This is a genomic window from Pedobacter puniceum (genome assembly GCF_009674685.1).
Taxonomy (GTDB): Bacteria; Bacteroidota; Bacteroidia; order Sphingobacteriales; family Sphingobacteriaceae; genus Pseudopedobacter; species Pseudopedobacter puniceum.
The window spans coordinates 101282-120528 of sequence record NZ_WKJI01000002.1 but is presented as its reverse complement, the minus strand read 5'-3'; the positions used below and the strand labels follow the sequence as shown (position 1 = coordinate 120528).

Sequence of the window (19247 nt, the reverse complement as noted above, 5' to 3'; positions counted from 1 at the left end):
AGTGTTTGATTTTTAATGTTTTGTGTGTTTTTTTCATATGAACTTAAATAAATCAAAATGAACTACTTTTTAAGGTTTTACCATTTCTGTTTTTGAGATAATAATCAATCAGTTAATGAAATTTAAAATCAAGACTATGAGAACAATGAACAGCTTTGGAATTCATTTTATTTTAAGAATGAATAAAGTTAAAAATGGTAAGGCGCCAATCTATGTGAGGATTTCTGTCAATGGAGAAAGAATAGAAATGTCATTACGACAATCAATTAAATTGGATGATTGGAACAATGTTAAAGGATTAGCAAAGCCTAAAACCCAAGAGCTAAAAGAGCTAAATAATTATTTGGAGAAAAATCGTGGTAAGCTTTCTAATATATATCAGGAGTTAGTAACTAGTAAGGCACTTGTTTCTGCCACCCAAGTAAAGAATAAATACCTAGGTATAGAGGAGCAGCAGAACACACTTTCTAGTCTTATGGATTATCATAATACTAATATGAAAGAAGTGCTAGCACACGGAACTCTAAAGAACTATTTTACGACAGAAAAGTATTTAAAAAAGTTTTTAATAAAAAAATATAGTAAGAAGGATATTTACTTGTCTGAGTTATCCTATGAGTTTCTTACAAACTTTGAATATTTCTTGAGAAAGTATGAGCCTATAGACCATCATAGAGGTATGGCTAATAATGGGGTAATGAAGCATTTAGAAAGATTTAGAAAGATGGTTCGTTTGAGTGTGAAATTAGGCTGGTTGGAGAAAAATCCTTTTGAAATGTTTCAGCTAAAAATGCAGAAAGTAGAAAGGGGCTATCTTGATAAAGCAGAGCTTCTTGAAATTGAAAATAAACACATTGATATTCCACGTATTAGGTTTGCCAGAGATTTATTTGTTTTCAGTTGTTATACAGGAATGTCTTATATCGATGTCATGCAATTAAAGCCTTCTCATATTGTTAAAGGTATTGATGGTAATTATTGGATAAAGACTCTTAGAGAGAAAACAGATACCCTAGTAAATGTTCCTTTATTGCCTAAGGCTTTAGAAATAGTTGAGCAATATAGGTCTAATTCTCGGTCATTAGCAAGTGGAACTATTTTTCCTGTTATATCTAATCAGAAACTAAACAGCTATTTAAAAGAAATAGCTGATATCTGTGGGATTAAAAAGAACTTAACTTTTCATTTAGCTAGGCATACGTTCGCTACTTCAGTAACACTTTCTAATGGAGTTCCAATAGAAACAGTAAGTAAGATGCTTGGACATACCTCAATTAGAACTACTCAGATTTATGCTAAAGTTGTAGAGCATAAAGTAAGTTTTGATATGGAAACACTAAAGAACAAATTGGAGTCTGAAAAGCAGCTTACAAAATCGCATTCCATTTAAAGATAAGACAGTCGAAAATTTTGCAAATTGATTTTTAGTATTATTAATCCTTTTATTTAAATAATGTTCTATTTTCCCTACGAGCTACAAATTAAGCAGTAATCGTACGAGATTGCTGCTTTTTTTATAGCTGAATATCAAGTATTATTATTTGATTACCAGACTATTAAATGTTCCTGTGTTTTAAAAAAATGAAGAAATATTTTAAATGGAAATTGAGCTTTCGATTTGTATAAGTATTACAAAGTCTCATTAAGTTCTAGTGTTACTTCCCCTATACCATTTTTAGAAATGATTTATAAAGTGCAAATATATTGAGAATATAAATAATAGTTATCGGCCGGTTTTGGAAATCCAAGATGTCTAATTTACATTCAATAAAATAGCTTTTTGCCGTTTATCTCTAACAGCCCATTTTATTATTTCAACTGAAATATAAAGTGATAATTAAATGCTTTATGTTGTTTTGTTTAAATGAATTTCTCAACGACAACACTTAGTTGCCAATTATTATTGACTTTAAATGCTAAAAGTGTTTTATTTTTACAATATTATTTCTAATTTCGGAGAATACTAATAATTTTAGCGTCATTTACCTTTAACTTATTTGTGAACAGAATAAAACATCTTTTTCAACAACTTGGTTATACAAGGGAAAATGGTCTTTTTTACTTATCAGAGGCAGATCAATGGGTACATAAATTCCCTTACAGAATTAGTAACGTCCTTAAAAATATTATCAAGCCTGATGCTTTTTACAGTCTGCACCATCACGGTAGTGTTGATTTAGAGCATCCTGAGCCAATCAATAATCCTATAATCCTATTTTTTGATAAACCTGAGCCTGAAAAAAGAGCTGAAATTCCGAAGTGGTCCTTTTGCTTTGGTCAGGCTCCAATTGTAATTATCAATACTGATGATCATGGACCTTTAGATATCTTTCATGGGTATCAATTTGAATCAGATCATAATTATACTTTAAAGAGTATTGATACAGATATAAATACATTTTCCTTGATTAATCTTACTTTGGGTAAAACATGGAAATTACTATATCATCGATATTTTAAAAATGTTCCAAAGGTTGATAAGTTCTTGTTGAATAATATTGTTGATGCCCGAAGAATTCTGATTGCGCAAGATGGGTATGGACTTGCACCGCGACTTGCTAATAGACTTATAGGTCGTTTACTTTTTGTTAGGTATATGATCGATAGACATGTAGACTTTAAAGACCAATCTTACATCACTGGGAACACAAAAACAGAAAAGCAGGTTAGCTTAAATAATTTGTTGTTAAATAAGGAGCAATTGTATCAATTTTTTTATTATTTAACAGATAAATATCAAGGAGATCTATTTCCGTTGAATGACGAATATACTAATGAAGATACTGGGGAAATAGTACTTTTATATGATGAGCAATCGCATGTGACTAGTGAACACTTAGGCATATTATATCACTTATTTTCCGGATCACATTTTTTCAAAAGTGGAAATAGTCACAAAGGATATGTAGTTCAACCATCCCTTTTTATGGTTTATGATTTTGAAGTCATACCTGTTGAATTGATCAGCAATATATATGAAAATTTTATAGGAAAAGAAGAAGAAAATTATATAGCTAAACTTGAAGAGTTTAATACACAGTCTAAGCAATATTCAATAAAAGCTTATTATACACCTCCCTTTATTGTAGATTATGTTCTTTCTCAAACTGTTACTCCTTTTTTGGAGTCAAATAACAGCTCGGGATGCCGGATACTAGACCCGGCATGCGGATCAGGAATATTTTTAGTGGAAACTCTACGGAAAGTAATTGAGAAAGAAATATTGCTATTGGGTGGAGATAAGAAGAAGCTTAATAACATTCGCTTATGGAAACTTTTAAAGGATAATATTTATGGTATTGACATAGATGACGATGCTATTGAAATTACTATATTTTCTCTTTATATCACTTTACTTGATTATAAAACTCCAATAGAAATAGAGCAATTCAAGTTTGAACGGTTAAAAAATCAAAACCTTTTTGGTGGAATTTCTGCAGATTTTTTTAACACTAATTCTGCTTTCAATAAATTATTTACTGAAAAATTACCTCTTGATTTTATTTTAGGTAACCCACCTTGGGGTAAGGTTGCTAGTTCGAGATATCAAGATTATATCTTGGAAAGGAATCGTTCTGAATTAAAGATTTCACAGGGAAGTCAAAAATTGATAAAGAATGTTATTCATCCTGAATTAGACTTAGAAATCGGTAATTTGGAAATATCACAGGCTTTTTTAGTTAGAGTTAGTGATTTTAATCTTAACCCTAATATGAAAATAGCTTTAGTTGTTACAGGTAAAAGTCTTTACAATTCTGATTCTACCACTAAGAATTGGCGGAATTACTTCTTAAGTAATTTTGTGTTAGAACAAGTTTTGGAATTATCTGCTGTAAACAATAAAATTGTCGGTGGAAATCAAATTTTTGAAAAAGCAAAACAAGCACCGGCAATATTGTTTTATCGTGTTGCTATAAGTAAAGAATTACTTATAAAAAACGTTATTACTCATATTACAGTAAAACCGAATAGGTTTTTTAATTATTTCAGAACAATTGTTATAGAGAAACATGACATTAAAAAAGTAATTCAAGCAAAATTCATAGAAAGGCTTGGAGGTTACGATTGGTTATGGAAAGTAATGCTGCATGGTAATTTACTAGACTTTTATTTTATGCTTCGACTTAAGTCTTTTAAAACAATCGCTAATTTTATGCAAGAATATGATCTGGAATTTAAGGGTGGATTGAAGATTAAAGATGGGAATAATAAAAAAAGAACCGACCCAATACGTCAATATAAATTTCTCGAAGTAGAAACTAGAAAGGAGTTTCAACAATTTGATTTGTCTCCATCAATGACATGGGATGAATTTGTCGCTGATACTTCTGGAAAAACACTTAATAATACTTCTAGAATCACAGGGCGAAACAGAATAGATGTTGAAGGTAATGTTGGTTATTTTCCAGATCCTTACTATTTTAAGGGTGAAAAGCTTTTAGTAAAAAAAGGATTAAAAGCAGAGGACAACTTTAAAGCTGTAGCTGCATATTCGAATGAAGATTTAGCATTTACATCAACTGTATGTGCAATTAAGACTCGATTTGGAAGTCTTGTAAAAGAGGGTACTAGTGAAGTATTAAAAAGTTTATCTGGGCTTATAAATTCAAGCCTCTTTAGCTATTACATTTTTCATACAAGCTCCTCAGCGGGAATAGATCGCACTCGAATAGATTTTGCTGAAATTTTTTCATCGCCTGCTGTAAGTAATAGCGAAATTGCATCTTTAGTAATTACTATTCAACAATGGATTCAACAGCTTAAAGGATCATTTATGTATGATCACAATGCTTATAAAATTAAACAGCAGTTGGAACATGCTTACGAACGTTTAAGCTTACTTATTTCTAACTCATTCCAGATTTCTGCTGTAGAACAAACATTAATTGACTATTCAACTGAAATAGCTTTACCCATTTTGAAAAGATCTGAAGAAACGGGATATGGCAAACGAAATATTTTTAAAGCCCTAGATCTATCGCAGCAGGATGATCAGGTATATCTCTCTAAATATGCAAATGTATTTATAGATCATTTTAAACATAGATTTAACTCAGTTGAACAATCATTCTTTGTTAAGGTTTATGTAGCAGATGATTTCATAGGTTTTCATTTCATTGTTGATAAGCTACCTATGGAGGGAAATAGAATTATTTTCCAACAAACAGGAGATGCCGAACTTTTTACCGAAGTTGGTAATTTAGGAATCTACAGTGTCACTCGCGATCTATATATTCAACAAGATGTAAGAGGGTTTAATAAAAATACTTTCTATATTATTAAGCCAAATGAATATAAATGCTGGCATCCAGCAGTCGCACATCATGATTTATTGGAGTTTATTGATGCTCTTGCAAGAGCTGAAACAGCGAATATAAAAGAAGCTCAAGCATGATGAATGGACTAGAATTTATTGTTTCAACCGACGGAAGACAATATTATATTGAATCTTTTCTGAAATCAATTATATATGGATACCATCAACTTATTGATGGCAAGTCAAAGTATAGCCGTAGTGGTATTCATCAGAAAATAAAGATAATTCAAGATAGTCCTAAGGCACATAACGAAATTGAGGATTTCTTGTGTCGAGATCTGATTACAAAATATGTAAAACCTAATCTAGGATTATTTGGTCTTGAGAATTTTGTAGTTGATAACGGCGTTAATGAAACTAAGGAAAATGTAACTATTGGTCACCTAGATATAAAATTCCAAGTTCCCAGCCTTCAAAACAATCATTATTATGCTTTTGAAGCAAAAAGGGTTGATAAAAATGCTGCCAGTCAGAAATATTATATAGTAGGTGGTATAGAGCGCTTTACCAAAAGAGTTTATTATCCTGAAACTGATACAGTAATTGCGGGTATGGTTGCTTTTGTGGAGATAGATCAATCGAAATCTAGTAAAGGCCGAGTTGAAATTCCGGTCATCAAAGATTCTATTAACAGACGCATTGATTCGCACAAACCTATCACTACTGTACATAATCTTATAGATTTCAAATTAACAGACGATACACACAGGTTGATCGATGGGTTTAAATTTTCTTACTTTTCAAAGCATATAAGAGACGATGATAAGCAGGAACTCACAATTTATCATCTCTTTTTAGACTATTATGATTTATTATTGGATTGAGTTCAGATAGCTAATAGTACCAAAATAACATTTGTTACTTTGCATACAATTCCTTAAACATGATTATAGTTGAACCTATTACATTTACTGTTTTGGCATATACACTCAAAGTGTTAGGTCTAGGGAATTAGTATCGAAGAAATCTATAGTTCTAATTCTGATTAGAGCTACAAGAGAATGTGCAACTTTTTCAAATTTTATATGTTGGAATAAAAATGCGTTAGTGAGAATTGTTACATGAAAAAATCTATGTTCTTGATAACTATTTTCAGGAAATTAAAATTATACTAATAAAAACTTCACAACCTTGGTTTAGGTTGTGAAGTTTCTACTTTCAAACCCACCTCTTTTGCTGCTGAACAAAAATATATCTATGTCAGCAACTAGCACTCAAGGAAAAGGAATTAGAGCTTTAATTCCTACCACAGACCAACTTCTTACTCAAGGCGATTTATTAAACTTTAAAAATGAGATTCTTTTAGAATTTAAAAGAATTTTAAAAGAAAGTACTGGTGAGCCGGGGAAGCGATGGCTAAAGTCTACTGAAGTAAAAAAAATACTCGGAATTTCTCATGGCTTTCTACAGACTTTGAGGGATAACGGAACTTTGCCTTTTACCAAAATTGGTGGCTCTATTTATTATGATTACGAAGATATCTGTAAGATGATGTCGGTTCACAAGGTTAGAAATAATGATGGTTATAACATCTCTAATTGAATCCAATGAAAAACCCAAATATTGTTTTTCCCAATTTAAGAGAGATAGAAATTTATTTTATTCAAAAAGGTTTTGAAAAGGAAGATGCCAAATCTTTTTTTACTGAATTCGAGAAAAAGAATTGGCAGAATTCTAAAGGAAAACCTTTGCTTAATTGGCGAGCCAAAGCCAATGAGAGGATGTGGCAAAAACAAAGAAATAACTCCTATCTGAGAAGTAAAGCAAACCTTTTTTTTAAGTAAAAAGAATAAAGCGATTATTACTGGACCGCCTCGTTGAAGCAGTCAGCAAGATGTACGTTTGTTACACAAACGGAATCTTGCCCTACCTTCCGAAGTCAGTCCGGGTTATAGAAAAAATCCGCCGAAGTTGGATTTTTAAATTTATGAAAGACATGAGTAAAATAAATCATAATAGAAATAGATGGCTCAATGTAAGATTAACAGAAGACGAGTATTCAATCATTCAAAAGGGGTTTGAAAAATCAACTTGTTTAAAGCTAAGTGAGTACTCTAGACATCTTTTATTGAGGGAAACAATTAAAATTAATTATAGAAATCAGTCTCTAGATGAAATGATGGAGGAGTTTATTTTCCTAAGACAAGAGCTAAATTTTGTTGGGCATAATTTCAATCAAGTGGTTAGAAAGCTTAATACTTATGGTGACTTACCGGATGCTCAAATTTGGAAAAAACTGATTGCTGCCCTGAAGAATGACATTGAGCCATGCATCCTGAAAATTAAAGGAAGTATACAAAATTATGCAGAGTTATGGTCGCAAAAATCATCAGCGGAAAGAGCTTAAGAGGGGCCTTATTATACAATGAGAATAAGGTGATGAAAAATAAAGCAGAGCTAATCGGACAAAATGCGTTTCATATGGAAATAAATCATTTGACTATGAAAGATAAAATTTATCGTTTAGAAAATTTATCATTCAGAAATCAAAGAGTAAGAACCAATGCAGTGCATATTTCTTTAAACTTTGCTATAGGAGAAAAATTATCAAAGGATAAGTTGAATATCATTGCTACAGATTATATGCGAGGTATTGGATTTGAAAGACAACCGTATCTAATTTATCAACACAAAGATGCAGGTCACGAGCATATTCATATAGTTAGTACGAATATTAGAACGGATGGTACAAGAATTAGTCTACACAATTTGGGTAAAACAAAATCTGAAATTACAAGGAAACAAATAGAAAAAGACCATCAATTAATACCAGCACAACATAGGAAAGTAAATCAGGATATAAATATAACAAAGGTTATTTACGGTAAATGTGAGACCAAGAGAGCTATTAATAATGTTCTAAAGGAAGTTCTTAAAAGTTACAAATTCACCAGTATCCCCGAGTTAAATGCTATTTTAAGAAGATTTAATGTAGTTGCAGATTTAGGTTCTAAAGATTCGAGAATGTTCTTAAAAGAAGGTTTGATTTATTGGGCTTTAGATGATAAAGGACAAAAGGTAGGTGTACCTATAAAAGCAAGTAGTATGTATGAAAAACCTACTTTAAAGTGTTTAAAACCTTTATTTCAAAGTTATTCAGAACAGCGGAAACCTCATAAAGCTTCTTTACAAAACCTTATCTACCAAACAAGATTACTTAATTGCTCACAAAAAGGTTTTGCCTTGGCTATGGCCAGTAAGAATGTAGAAGTGATTTATAGAGCTAATAAGGAAGATAGGCTATATGGGATAACTTTTGTAGACCATAATTCTAAATGTGTTTTTAATGGTAGCGATTTAGGTAAATATTATTCTGCAAACGCATTTCAGGATTATTTCAAAAGTGTCTCTTCAAAGGAGGAACAGCAAGCTCTATTCGATAGGCTTCCACGCATAAATACTCTCAATCAAAATTCTTCTGATAGTCTGGTAGAGATACTTTTAGAACCTGATTTTCAAGATGGGACTACCTTTAAAAGTCTTAAACAGAGATTTTCAAAAAAGAAGAGAATCAAATCATAAATTAAAAAATAGAAATATGGCTACCGGAGAAAATGAACAAGGTCTAAGAAAGATTTTTGATTTTTTAAGATTACTATCCATCATAGTTCTGCTTTTGCACTTTTATCAATTATGGTTTAATATCCAAAACCTACCCATTGGAGATAATAGGATTTTAGTTAGAATTTTTACCGCTATTTATTCTATACCTGTTTTTCAAAATATATGGTATCCAAAGGTTCTGTCTTTAATTCTGTTAATGATTTGCGTAATAGCAGAGAAAAAGGCTAAAAATATTTTCCACAAAATGGAGACGCTTATGGTATTAATAGTTTTTAGCTTTATTTTATATTTCGGAGCTATATTAATCGTCCAACCATTTACTGTTGCGGTATTCTCATATATTTTAATCTCAGCAGTTGGTTATTTAGGTTTGCTTTATTCTGGCATTCAATTGATGAAAATAGCTAAAGACAAGTTTTTAAAAGATATTTTTAACAAAGAGAATGAGACGTTTCCCCAAGAAGAAAGAAAATTAGAGAATGAATACTCCATCAATCTGCCATCACAATATAGATATGCAAAAAGAAATCATCGTAGTTGGATAAATATTATTAATCCCTTTAGAGGGACTCTAATACTTGGTACTCCAGGAGCGGGTAAATCTTACTTCATCATCAGGCATATCATAACCCAACATATCGAAAAAGGGTTTAGTATGTTTCTCTATGATTTTAAGTATGATGACCTCAGTAAAATTGCCTTCAATAGCTTACTGAAATCAAAAAAAACTAATCGAAGTAAGTTTTACATCATAAACTTTGAGGATTTATCCAGAACGCATAGGTGTAATCCTCTTGATCCAAATAATCTAAATGAAATATCTGATTCTATAGAAGCCTCTAGAACTATTATGCTTGGACTTAACAGAGAATGGATTAAAAAACAAGGTGATTTTTTTGTTGAGTCTTCAATAAATTTCTTAACTGCAATAATATGGTATCTCAAAAAATATAATAACGGAATTTATTGTACGCTTCCTCATGCTATAGAGCTGATGCAGTTAGATTATAAAATTTTATTTCCTTTACTTATTAAACAGGAAGATATAGAGGTGTTAATAAGTCCATTTGTTTCAGCTTGGAAAAATGAAGCATACGATCAATTAGAAGGGCAAATAGCAAGTACTAAAATAAGTTTAGCTAGGTTAGCTTCGCCAAGTTTATACTATGTATTGACAGGTGATGATTTCACCTTAGACTTGAATAACAAGGAGGACCCTAAAATTATTTGTATGGGTAATAATCCACAGAAACAACAAGTGTATGGTGCTGTATTGAGTTTATATGTTTCTAGAATGTTGAAGTTAATTAATCAGAAAGGTAAGATAAAAAGCAGTTTAATATTTGATGAATTTCCAACTATTTATGTAAACAACATTGATACTTTATTAGCCACAGCAAGATCAAATAAGGTAGCTACAACAATGGCTATACAGGATTTTAGCCAGCTTAAAAAAGACTATGGAAAAGAACAAGCTGATGTTATCCTGAATATTGTAGGCAATGTCATATCTGGACAGGTAAGTGGAGATAGTGCTAAATTTCTAGCAGAGCGTTTTGGTAAAATTAATCAAATTAAGCAGAGCACAACGCTTAGTAAAAATGACAGAACAATAAGTGATTCTACAAATTTAGATTACGCCATCCCTGCTTCAAAAATTGCTTCACTTTCATCTGGTGAATTTGTTGGGATAGTTTCGGACGAACCTAATACCAAAATAGAACTTAAACTTTTTCATAATGAGATTTTAAATAACCATAAGAAGATAGCTGATGAAGAGTCTAGATATAAGCCTATTCCTATTATTAGAGAAGTAAACACTGAATTGATTAATCAGAATTTCTATCAAGTAAAACAAGACATTAAAGAAATTGTAGCATTAGAATTAAGTTCTTATAATTCAGAAAGTCACTTAAATTCTGATTTAGAAGAGTTGAAAATTTAGACTTATAATAATGGTAATATCTGAATAGGTATAGCGTTATAATTTTCTAACCTATTAAACATTATTTATCTATGACTAAGGCAAATTTTCAAGATAAACAACTCGTCATTGATATTCTTTCTAAATCTTTTGATAAGAATAAAAGTGTCAATTTTATTGTAAAACAAGATAAGAAGCGCTCTCAGAGATTAAAAGCGCTCATGTCTTATTCTTTTGATATGTGTTGTCATTATGGAGATGTTTACCTTTCTGATGATAGAAAAGGTTGCGCTTTAATTCTTTATCCTGATACTAAGCAAACCTCATTAAAATCAATTCTTTTAGATATCAAGCTTATTATCAATTGTATTGGAATAGAAAATATACCAAAGGCAATGAGAAGAGAAAGTGCTATTAAAAAAGTTCAACCAAGCTTACCAGTTTATTATTTATGGTTTGTTGGGGTAGAACCAAGTCATCAAGATAAAGGTATAGGATCTGCTTTAATGGCAGAATTATTAGAAGATAGTGATAATAAAAAGCTTCCTATATATTTAGAAACTTCAACTGTAAAAAATCTTCCTTGGTACAAGAAGTTTGGCTTTAATACATATCATGAGCTTGATTTAAGCTATAAATTATTTTTCTTGAAACGTGATGTTGGAGTAACTAATTAGTTATGAGAGCTTTTGGAACAGAAATGCACATGGTAACATTCGTTTTCATAGTTCTGGAAACGATTATGTTTTTACATCAATTACAATATTATTTATATAGGCCTCAGGATAAACAACGCTCTTGGTTTTTGATATTGTTATTCCTACTTATTGTATACAATATTACTGGCGGCTTTTTCCCCGATCCTAATATCCCAATACCTATAGTGTTACAGAATATATTAGCTTATGCGGGAGGATTTGCAGTAGCGTCTTATGTCCCTTACTACTTTTACAAAGGTTTTGAGCTTAATGAGATTCGCTTTCATGCTATTTATGGAGTTCCTTTATTTTTGTTATTACCCTTTTTTGTGTTTTTTGTTGTTTTTTATGCTATTAATCAGAACCTAAATCAAGCTATAGAATATGGCGTCGTTATTCCATTTTTTTATTCATTCGTCATACTATGGGCTATTTTTAAAGCTATCTGGAAAAAGTATCGTGATCGAAAATATCAAAGTAGTATAATTGAAATTATAGCGTTGTATTGCGCTATTCTTCCCTGGGTTTCAATGACTATTATTTCCTATTATAATGTTAATCAATTAACAGAGGTTATTATAACCAATGGAGGATTTATATTTATTTCCATTTTATTCTTTACACGTTATATTTCAAAGGCAAGAAAGGAATATGAGCTGATTTTATTAGCTCAAAATACTTCAAATACAAACTTTGATGATGTTTATAAAACTTATCAATTAACTGCTAGAGAAGCAGAAATTGTTTCATTGATAAGGGTGGGTTTTAAATACAAGGATATAGCACAGAAGCTCTTTATTTCTGAGCGTACTGTAACAACACATGTTCAGAATATCTATCTTAAAATTGGTGTATCTAGTAAAGTAGAACTCATTCGTAAATTAGAGCAACCAGCTGTAATTTTAGCTATTACAGGCTAAATACGTTGTTTTACGTAGATGTTTTAGTAGCTTTTGCGTATGGTATCTAACTCTTTTAATAGGGATTTTTGTGGCAGTAGGAAAGTTGTTTGATAGCAATCTTCATTAAACTGTTACTTATGAAAGTATTTACTAATCGCCTATATGAGGCACTGGAAAGACAAATACATCAAGTTAATTGCCAAGCAATAACAGAATGTGAAAAGCTGAAGTATCATATTATATCTTGTAAAAAAGCTCTCTGTATTTTGAAGCGTTTTATTACCGACTATTATTTTCATTCTATTGATGAGGAAGTAGAGTTTTTTAAAAAGGTTAAGCCTCAATTTTATAGTCAATTTATTTACCATATGTGTGTCTACAAGTTTTTCATAAAAAAGCCAATAGGGTGTGAAAAAGTGTTAGAGCAGTATATATCATTAGAATTAGATAAACTCAAGAATTTTTATGATCAAAACCAGAATTTTTGTTTTTATTACAGAACTGGCGATACTCATTTAGATCAACTGTATTTTACTCGATGTGGGTGTGATATTTATGCAGAGCTAGACGATTATCAGGTTGACGATTTATTTTCTACCTCTCATGATTATAGATTATCTAAACTGATAGCCTATGAGCAGTTTCAACAATTTCTTATTCATCAAAAAAATAATGTACATAAAGTGATTATTACGGATAATAAATCGCCTATTGTTTGGACAGGTAATCAATCTGAGTTAATAGAGCTTATTTATGCCTTAGCAGAAAGCGGAGTCCTAAATAATGGAAATATAGAAATTAAAGCTGCTGTAGAGTTTTTTCAGAATACCTTTCAAATTGACTTAAAGTACTATTACAACAAGTTTCGCGACATCACTAACCGTAAAAAGGAAAGAGCTGTATTCTTAGATAAACTTAAATTGAGTTTGGATAGAAGAATCGAAAGTAGATTTGAGTAAAACTCATTATGATTTTTGCTAAAAATATTAGTATTTTTGAAGTCCTAAAAATCTTCATTATGCCAGTGTTGGAAGGAAATCCATTTATCAATTGGAAGAAAGTACAAGTAAACTACAAAGGAAAGCTTTACGAATTCTATGTAAAAGCGTTTGAATGTAATATTGCTTTTAAGGGAATTGGTTATCATTTAAAATTTAAAGACTCTTACATCAGCATTGCTAATATTAACTCTAAATGGGTTAGGCTAGATGAAAATAATGATTTTGCAGCAACTGTTGGTCATGTAATTGACGAACGGATTAATGAAGTTTGGAGAAAGTTTTTGGGAAATAGCAAGCAAGAAAGAAGAGAGAATAAGAGTAAGTCAAGTATAGGGAACTGGGGGATTGGTTTAAAAGATAAATAGTTCATGCTGCTTACAATTAATAAATCTATCACAACTTAGGGTTAAGTTGTGAATTTGCCATTTTCTTTCCTTTCAAATTTGCCTTCATCACAGCAATGGAGCTGTGTTTTAAATGAAGGTTTATGTTTTCTTCTATTTCATGGTACGAGTACCTAGTTGTCATCTCAGGTATTTGTTTTATTTACTATCTGAGTATTCTACTCTGGATTTATCAAAATGACTTATTACATTTTCTTGGTTTACGTAAATATCAAGATGATGCTCCAGTAAGTAAAATGGACTCCCACCATTCTGTACTTGGTCAAGTTAAATTATCCTCAACTTCTTCGGTGAGTCCAGAAGAGTTACAATTTGTAAATGAGGAATCTCAGTCTATTAATCACCTTTCAAATTCTGCTGCTCATGAAGATTAAAATTATCAAGAAGAGATTAAACTTACTCCTCATCATTACGGCGTTGATACTAATTAGTAATACTGTAATTGCGCAAGATGGAAATGCAGGTATTAATGAAGCTACAAATAAAGTTAGAAGCTACTTTATTACAGGTACAAATCTTATGTATGCAATTGGTTCTATAGTAGGGCTAGTAGGTGCCATTAAGGTTTTTCAAAAATGGAATAATGGTGACGATGATACATCAAAAGTTGCTTCATCATGGTTTGCAAGTTGTGTTTTCCTTGTCATCGTAGCTACTGTTTTACAATCATTTTTTGGAGTTTAATTATGGCAACAGTTTATCATATAAATAAGGGTATTAATAAACCTATAGAATTTAAGGGGCTTAAAGCACAATACATAGTTTATTTGGGAATTGGGTTGGTCTTTCTTTTACTACTATTTGCAATATTATATATCCTCAAGGTGCATTTAGCCTTATGTATAGCTATTGTAGGACTTTTGTGCATGGCTTTGATTACGATGGTTTACAGGCTAAGCCGTGAGTTTGGGCAGTATGGCATATTAAAGTTTATTGCTAAGCGCAAGATCCCCCAATTTCTTTCATCAAGTTCCAGAAATGTTTTTCTGCAACTTAAAAGTAAAGGAGGGGAAAATGGCTAAAGAACAAAAATTAAGTTCATTATTCCCTATTTATAAGGTAGAAAATGAGATTATTATTTCCAAAAACGGTGATTTAACAATTGCCTTTGAAGTACAATTACCAGAAATCTTTAGTCTTTCTAATCATGAATTTGAAGTTTTTCATGAAAGTTGGGTTAAAGCCATTAAGGTTTTGCCTAAAAATAGTTGTTTCCATAAACAAGACTGGTTTACTAAAGGTCAATTCACATCTTCCATCAATAATCAATCATTTCTATCTGAGGCTAGTGACAAGTTCTTTAAAGGAAGAAATTATCTTAAACATACTTGTTTTGTGTTTTTAACCAAGAGAGCTTATAATACAAGAATATCAGATTCATCAAATTCAAGTCTATTTATTAAATCTCCAATAGCTCCTTCTTTATTAAAACCATCTTTTTTAACTAGTTTTTATGATAGTGCTAATCAATTCGAGCAAATCTTAATTGATGGTGGTCTTATAAACTTAAGAAGATTAACAACAGAGGAACTTATTGGTACTCAAAAAGAGGCAGGTCTTTTAGAACGGTTTTTATTCTTGAAAACAAAAAATGATAGAGTTGTAAAGGATATACATCTAAAAGACGAGATTAAAATAGGAGAGAATTATGGTCAACTATTTAGCTTATCTGATGCAGAAAATCTACCTGCTTTGTGTGCTTCACGCATTAATTTTGATAGTTATAGTACAGATAGGACTAAATTCAGTATTGGATTTTCGCTTCCTTTAGGTCTCTTATTACCCTGTAATCATATCTATAACCAATATGTCTTTATTGGAGATTCATCTAAAACTATAAAGCAGCTTGAGGCTAAAAGACTTCGATTACAATCTCTGTCTGCCTATTCAAGAGAAAATTTAATTAGCAGAAATGCAACTCAAGATTTTTTGAATGAAGCAATTGCAGAACAGCGTTTACCAGTAAAAGCTCATTTTAATGTTTTCGCATGGACAGATAATAAAGATGATATCCGTGGTTTGAGAACTAAAGTTTCTGCGGCACTTGCAAAAATGGATGCTACACCAAAATTAGAAACAGATGGTGCTCCTCAGATTTGGTGGGCAGGTTTACCTGGAAATGCCGCTAGTTTTCCTTTAAACGATACCTTCGATACGTTTACCGAGCAGGCAGTATGTTTTTTTAATGCCGAAACCAATTATAAATCTTCTGAAACTAGTATTGGAATAAGATTAGGTGATAGATTAACTGGTAAGCCTGTACTGGTAGATATTTCTGATGAGCCTATAAAAAATGGTATTTGCACAAATAGGAATAAGTTCATTTTGGGTCCATCAGGTTCGGGCAAATCTTTTTTTACCAATCACATGATAAGAAGCTACTATGATCAAGGAACGCATGTTTTATTGGTAGATGTTGGTCATAGTTATAAAGGTTTGTGTGAGCTGGTAGATGGATATTACTTTACATATGAAGAGACTAAACCTATTAGTTTTAATCCATTTTACATTAAAGAGAGTGAGCATTTAGATACAGAAAAGAAGGAAAGTCTAAAAAGTTTGATTCTTGCTTTATGGAAAAAGCAAGACGAAGTATTAGAGCGACCTGAATATGTAGCTATTTCAAATGCTTTACAAGGCTATTATGAAAAACTTCGTTCCAATAAAGAGATATTCCCTTGTTTCAATAGCTTCTATGATTATTTAAAAAGCGACTTTTCTTTAGAGCTTAAAAAGGAAAAACTCAAGGAGAAATATTTTGATTTAGATAATCTACTTTATGTCTTAAAACCTTTTTATAAAGATGGTGAGTTTGGTTTTTTACTAAATGCGAAGGATAATCTAGATTTATTAAATAAGCGGTTTATAGTATTTGAGTTGGATAATATAAAAGACCATCCAATTCTTTTTCCTGTTGTAACCCTCATTATCATGGAAACCTTTATCAGTAAAATGAGAAAGTTAAAAGGTATCCGTAAAATGATACTGATAGAAGAAGCCTGGAAAGCTATCGCTAAAGAAGGGATGGCTGAATACATCAAGTACCTATTCAAAACTGTAAGGAAATTTTATGGAGAGGCTATCGTAGTTACTCAAGAGGTGGAAGATATCATTAGCTCACCCATAGTCAAAGAAACGATTATTAATAATTCTGATTGTAAAATTCTCTTAGACCAATCTAAGTATCAGAATAAGTTTGATGATATACAAAATCTCCTTGGATTAACAGAGAAAGAAAAAGTCCAGATACTTTCAATAAATAAATCTAATGACCCCAAGCTCAAGTACAAGGAAGTCTTTATAAGTCTGGGGGGCCAGCTTAGCAAGGTTTACAGAACTGAAGTAAGTCCTGAAGAGTATTTCACTTATACAACAGAAGAAAAGGAAAAGATAAAAGTTCAGGAACTCAGTCTTATTCATGGTGGTATGCAACAAGGTATTACTGCATTACTTAAAGAAAACGATTAACAAGAAGCTTATGAAAAAATTTATGTTTTTAATGCCAGCTAGCATGATAGTGCTAATGGTTTCATTACCTACGCAAGAGGCTAATGCGCAAATAGCTGTTTTAGAGGTCATCAAAGCTGGGGTAAAGAAGGTGATTAAAGCTGTTGACCTTAAAATACAGCGGATGCAAAACGAAACACTTTGGTTGCAAAATGCTCAGAAGGTTATGGAGAACCAATTATCTAAACTAAAACTTACCGAAATAGCTAATTGGTCAGAAAAACAAAGGTCTCTTTACGAAAATTATTATACAGACTTATGGAAGGTAAAAGCAGCTATTTCTTACTATCAACAGATTAAGGATATCGTTAATAAGCAGGTTTTTTGAGTTGAAGAATATAAAAGAGCTTGGGCCTTAGCTCAAAAGGATACAAGCTTTAAACCTCATGAACTTCAATATATGTACAACGTTTATACTGGTATTTTAAAAGAGAGTGCTAAAAATATTGATCATTTACTGCTAATTATCAACTCCTTTAAAACTCAGATGACATATGCTGAAAGGTTAGAGTTAATTAATGAAGCTGCTAATAGAATCAATCAGAATTATAGCGATTTGAAGCGTTTTAATAATCAGAATATCTTAATGAGCCTACAAAGGGCAAAAAGACAACAAGATATTTTAAGAGTTCAGAATCTTTACGGCATAGACTTACCTAATTAATATGAAACATTTGATCATAGTTGTACTAGGAAGTTTACTCTTCTATCAACTAAAGGCCCAATCTTTTAATGAGTTTTTTAAACAAAAAGAAACTCAAAGAGAATATCTCTTACAGCAAATTATAGCCTTAAAAACATATGGTAATTATTTAAGAAGAGGATATGATATCGCCCATGACGGATTAGGTTTTATAAAACAATTTAAAAATGGCGAGTTCATTTTACATCAAGATTATTATGAGTCTTTACGAACTATAAATCCGGTATTGGCAAAAAATCATAAGGTAAAAGAAATTACAGATTCTCATCATAAAATTTCACTCCACTTTTCTAGAATTAACAACGATAGCCTAAGTGGTCAGGAGTGGCCATACATTAACAATGTAATGTCAATTGTACTAAAAGAGAGTACGCGTTCTTTAAGCGATTTAAAAATGATAGTCACCTCAGGTAATCTGCAAGCAAATGATAACCAAAGACTAAAAATGATTAATAAGCTTTATAAAGAAATGAATGAGCGACTAAATTTTTGTAAGTCATTTGTCTCGGATGTAAAAATTTTCCAGAATCTGCGAAAGCAAGAAGAAGTCACACTTAACAATTCTTTAAGATTATTTAACCTAACTAAATAAATCCCTATGAAGAAATTATTGATAGCTGCTTTCATCCTCGGAATAGGGATGGGTAGCAAAGCACAATCTCATGAAACAGAACAATTGCTTTTAAATTTTGAAAAGCTCAAGCAATTAAAAAACATGTTAGAGGATATGAAACAAGGATATCGTATTGTGAGTAAAGGCTATAACGCTATTAAAGGATTAAGTGAGGGCAACTTTAATTTACATGAAGCTTTCTTTAATAATTTATTAGCAGTAAATCCTCTAATCCGAAATTATTGGCGAGTAGGGGAAATTATAAATCATCAAAAAAGTTTAATCAAAGAGTACAAATTGGCTTTAAAAGCGTTTTCAAAAAGTGGAACATTTAATGTCAAGGAGCTGGATTATCATCGAAATGTGTATCAGAATTTACTTACAGGAAGTACAAAAAGTTTAGATGAGTTAATCACTGTTATTACAGCTAGTAAATTGAGTATGAATGATAGTGAACGTCTAGCTATTATTGATAGAATATATGCAGATTCAGTTGATAAACTTCAATTCTTAAGGTCTTTTAACAGAAATTCCTCTATGTTGATGATGCAGAGGATACAATCTCAGAACGACATAACCCACATTCAAAAGCTTCACTCAATAAAATAAATTTA

Annotated in this window: 18 protein-coding genes; all 18 read left to right on the top strand. The window is 31.2% G+C overall.

Going from position 1 to position 19247, the window contains the following annotated elements; all coding sequences use genetic code 11:
• Positions 1-136 precede the first annotated feature (136 nt).
• Positions 137-1390 carry a site-specific integrase gene (locus tag GJJ64_RS07220; protein ID WP_154287048.1) on the top strand — a complete coding sequence of 418 codons (1254 nt, stop codon included), beginning with the start codon at positions 137-139 and terminating at the stop codon, positions 1388-1390.
• Between the two features lie 609 nt (positions 1391-1999).
• Positions 2000-5395 (top strand): Eco57I restriction-modification methylase domain-containing protein, encoded by a 3396-nt coding sequence (locus tag GJJ64_RS07215; RefSeq protein WP_154287047.1) that lies wholly within the window; start codon positions 2000-2002, stop codon positions 5393-5395.
• Positions 5392-6141 (top strand): hypothetical protein, encoded by a 750-nt coding sequence (locus GJJ64_RS07210; protein WP_154287046.1) that lies wholly within the window; start codon positions 5392-5394, stop codon positions 6139-6141. The genes GJJ64_RS07215 and GJJ64_RS07210 overlap by 4 nt, the downstream gene beginning before the upstream one ends.
• A gap of 373 nt (positions 6142-6514) precedes the next feature.
• On the top strand, positions 6515-6859 hold the full coding sequence (locus GJJ64_RS07205) for a helix-turn-helix domain-containing protein (RefSeq protein WP_154287045.1): 345 nt from the start codon (positions 6515-6517) through the stop codon (positions 6857-6859).
• A 394-nt stretch (positions 6860-7253) separates the two neighbouring features.
• Positions 7254-7664 carry a plasmid mobilization protein gene (locus GJJ64_RS07200; protein WP_154287887.1) on the top strand — a complete coding sequence of 137 codons (411 nt, stop codon included), beginning with the start codon at positions 7254-7256 and terminating at the stop codon, positions 7662-7664.
• Positions 7631-8839, top strand: a complete 1209-nt coding sequence (locus tag GJJ64_RS07195; RefSeq protein ID WP_154287044.1) for a relaxase/mobilization nuclease domain-containing protein — start codon at positions 7631-7633, stop codon at positions 8837-8839. The genes GJJ64_RS07200 and GJJ64_RS07195 overlap by 34 nt, the downstream gene beginning before the upstream one ends.
• Positions 8778-10826: a conjugal transfer protein MobC gene (mobC, locus tag GJJ64_RS07190; RefSeq protein WP_229655492.1), complete on the top strand. Its 2049-nt coding sequence runs from the start codon at positions 8778-8780 to the stop codon at positions 10824-10826. The genes GJJ64_RS07195 and mobC overlap by 62 nt, the downstream gene beginning before the upstream one ends.
• Positions 10827-10897: 71 nt before the next feature.
• Positions 10898-11482: a GNAT family N-acetyltransferase gene (locus GJJ64_RS07185; protein ID WP_154287043.1), complete on the top strand. Its 585-nt coding sequence runs from the start codon at positions 10898-10900 to the stop codon at positions 11480-11482.
• Positions 11483-11484: 2 nt separating this feature from the next.
• A complete protein-coding gene (locus tag GJJ64_RS07180; protein WP_154287042.1) occupies positions 11485-12423 on the top strand; it encodes a helix-turn-helix transcriptional regulator in 939 nt (312 codons plus the stop codon).
• Between the two features lie 119 nt (positions 12424-12542).
• A complete protein-coding gene (locus tag GJJ64_RS07175) occupies positions 12543-13364 on the top strand; it encodes an RteC domain-containing protein (RefSeq protein WP_154287041.1) in 822 nt (273 codons plus the stop codon).
• 8 nt (positions 13365-13372) lie between these two features.
• Positions 13373-13771: a hypothetical protein gene (locus GJJ64_RS07170; RefSeq protein ID WP_154287040.1), complete on the top strand. Its 399-nt coding sequence runs from the start codon at positions 13373-13375 to the stop codon at positions 13769-13771.
• Between the two features lie 402 nt (positions 13772-14173).
• Positions 14174-14494 (top strand): DUF4134 domain-containing protein, encoded by a 321-nt coding sequence (locus GJJ64_RS07165; protein WP_154287885.1) that lies wholly within the window; start codon positions 14174-14176, stop codon positions 14492-14494.
• A 2-nt stretch (positions 14495-14496) separates the two neighbouring features.
• On the top strand, positions 14497-14832 hold the full coding sequence (locus tag GJJ64_RS07160; protein ID WP_154287039.1) for a DUF4133 domain-containing protein: 336 nt from the start codon (positions 14497-14499) through the stop codon (positions 14830-14832).
• On the top strand, positions 14825-17278 hold the full coding sequence (locus tag GJJ64_RS07155; RefSeq protein WP_154287038.1) for a TraG family conjugative transposon ATPase: 2454 nt from the start codon (positions 14825-14827) through the stop codon (positions 17276-17278). Before GJJ64_RS07160 ends, GJJ64_RS07155 begins: the two co-directional genes overlap by 8 nt.
• Before the next feature lie 10 nt (positions 17279-17288).
• Positions 17289-17645 carry a hypothetical protein gene (locus GJJ64_RS17025; RefSeq protein WP_317162916.1) on the top strand — a complete coding sequence of 119 codons (357 nt, stop codon included), beginning with the start codon at positions 17289-17291 and terminating at the stop codon, positions 17643-17645.
• A 72-nt stretch (positions 17646-17717) separates the two neighbouring features.
• Positions 17718-17981 carry a hypothetical protein gene (locus tag GJJ64_RS17020; RefSeq protein ID WP_317162915.1) on the top strand — a complete coding sequence of 88 codons (264 nt, stop codon included), beginning with the start codon at positions 17718-17720 and terminating at the stop codon, positions 17979-17981.
• A 1-nt stretch (position 17982) separates the two neighbouring features.
• Positions 17983-18612 (top strand): hypothetical protein, encoded by a 630-nt coding sequence (locus GJJ64_RS07145; protein WP_154287037.1) that lies wholly within the window; start codon positions 17983-17985, stop codon positions 18610-18612.
• Between the two features lie 6 nt (positions 18613-18618).
• Positions 18619-19242, top strand: coding sequence for a TerB family tellurite resistance protein (locus GJJ64_RS07140; protein WP_154287036.1), 624 nt, complete (start codon positions 18619-18621; stop codon positions 19240-19242).
• Positions 19243-19247: the final 5 nt, after the last annotated feature.

What these genes read in the sequence shown, in the direction of transcription:
- GJJ64_RS07205 (WP_154287045.1), top strand. Translation starts at nt 6,515, where the DNA reads ATGTCAGCAACTAGCACTCAAGGAAAAGGAATTAGAGCTTTAATTCCT.
- GJJ64_RS07165 (WP_154287885.1), top strand. Translation starts at nt 14,174, where the DNA reads ATGAAGATTAAAATTATCAAGAAGAGATTAAACTTACTCCTCATCATT.
- GJJ64_RS07210 (WP_154287046.1), top strand. Translation starts at nt 5,392, where the DNA reads ATGATGAATGGACTAGAATTTATTGTTTCAACCGACGGAAGACAATAT.
- GJJ64_RS17025 (WP_317162916.1), top strand. Translation starts at nt 17,289, where the DNA reads ATGAAAAAATTTATGTTTTTAATGCCAGCTAGCATGATAGTGCTAATG.
- GJJ64_RS07175 (WP_154287041.1), top strand. Translation starts at nt 12,543, where the DNA reads ATGAAAGTATTTACTAATCGCCTATATGAGGCACTGGAAAGACAAATA.
- GJJ64_RS07195 (WP_154287044.1), top strand. Translation starts at nt 7,631, where the DNA reads ATGGTCGCAAAAATCATCAGCGGAAAGAGCTTAAGAGGGGCCTTATTA.
- mobC (WP_229655492.1), top strand. Translation starts at nt 8,778, where the DNA reads ATGGGACTACCTTTAAAAGTCTTAAACAGAGATTTTCAAAAAAGAAGA.
- GJJ64_RS07220 (WP_154287048.1), top strand. Translation starts at nt 137, where the DNA reads ATGAGAACAATGAACAGCTTTGGAATTCATTTTATTTTAAGAATGAAT.
- GJJ64_RS17020 (WP_317162915.1), top strand. Translation starts at nt 17,718, where the DNA reads ATGTACAACGTTTATACTGGTATTTTAAAAGAGAGTGCTAAAAATATT.
- GJJ64_RS07185 (WP_154287043.1), top strand. Translation starts at nt 10,898, where the DNA reads ATGACTAAGGCAAATTTTCAAGATAAACAACTCGTCATTGATATTCTT.
- GJJ64_RS07160 (WP_154287039.1), top strand. Translation starts at nt 14,497, where the DNA reads ATGGCAACAGTTTATCATATAAATAAGGGTATTAATAAACCTATAGAA.
- GJJ64_RS07180 (WP_154287042.1), top strand. Translation starts at nt 11,485, where the DNA reads ATGAGAGCTTTTGGAACAGAAATGCACATGGTAACATTCGTTTTCATA.
- GJJ64_RS07145 (WP_154287037.1), top strand. Translation starts at nt 17,983, where the DNA reads ATGAAACATTTGATCATAGTTGTACTAGGAAGTTTACTCTTCTATCAA.
- GJJ64_RS07170 (WP_154287040.1), top strand. Translation starts at nt 13,373, where the DNA reads ATGATTTTTGCTAAAAATATTAGTATTTTTGAAGTCCTAAAAATCTTC.
- GJJ64_RS07200 (WP_154287887.1), top strand. Translation starts at nt 7,254, where the DNA reads ATGAGTAAAATAAATCATAATAGAAATAGATGGCTCAATGTAAGATTA.
- GJJ64_RS07155 (WP_154287038.1), top strand. Translation starts at nt 14,825, where the DNA reads ATGGCTAAAGAACAAAAATTAAGTTCATTATTCCCTATTTATAAGGTA.
- GJJ64_RS07140 (WP_154287036.1), top strand. Translation starts at nt 18,619, where the DNA reads ATGAAGAAATTATTGATAGCTGCTTTCATCCTCGGAATAGGGATGGGT.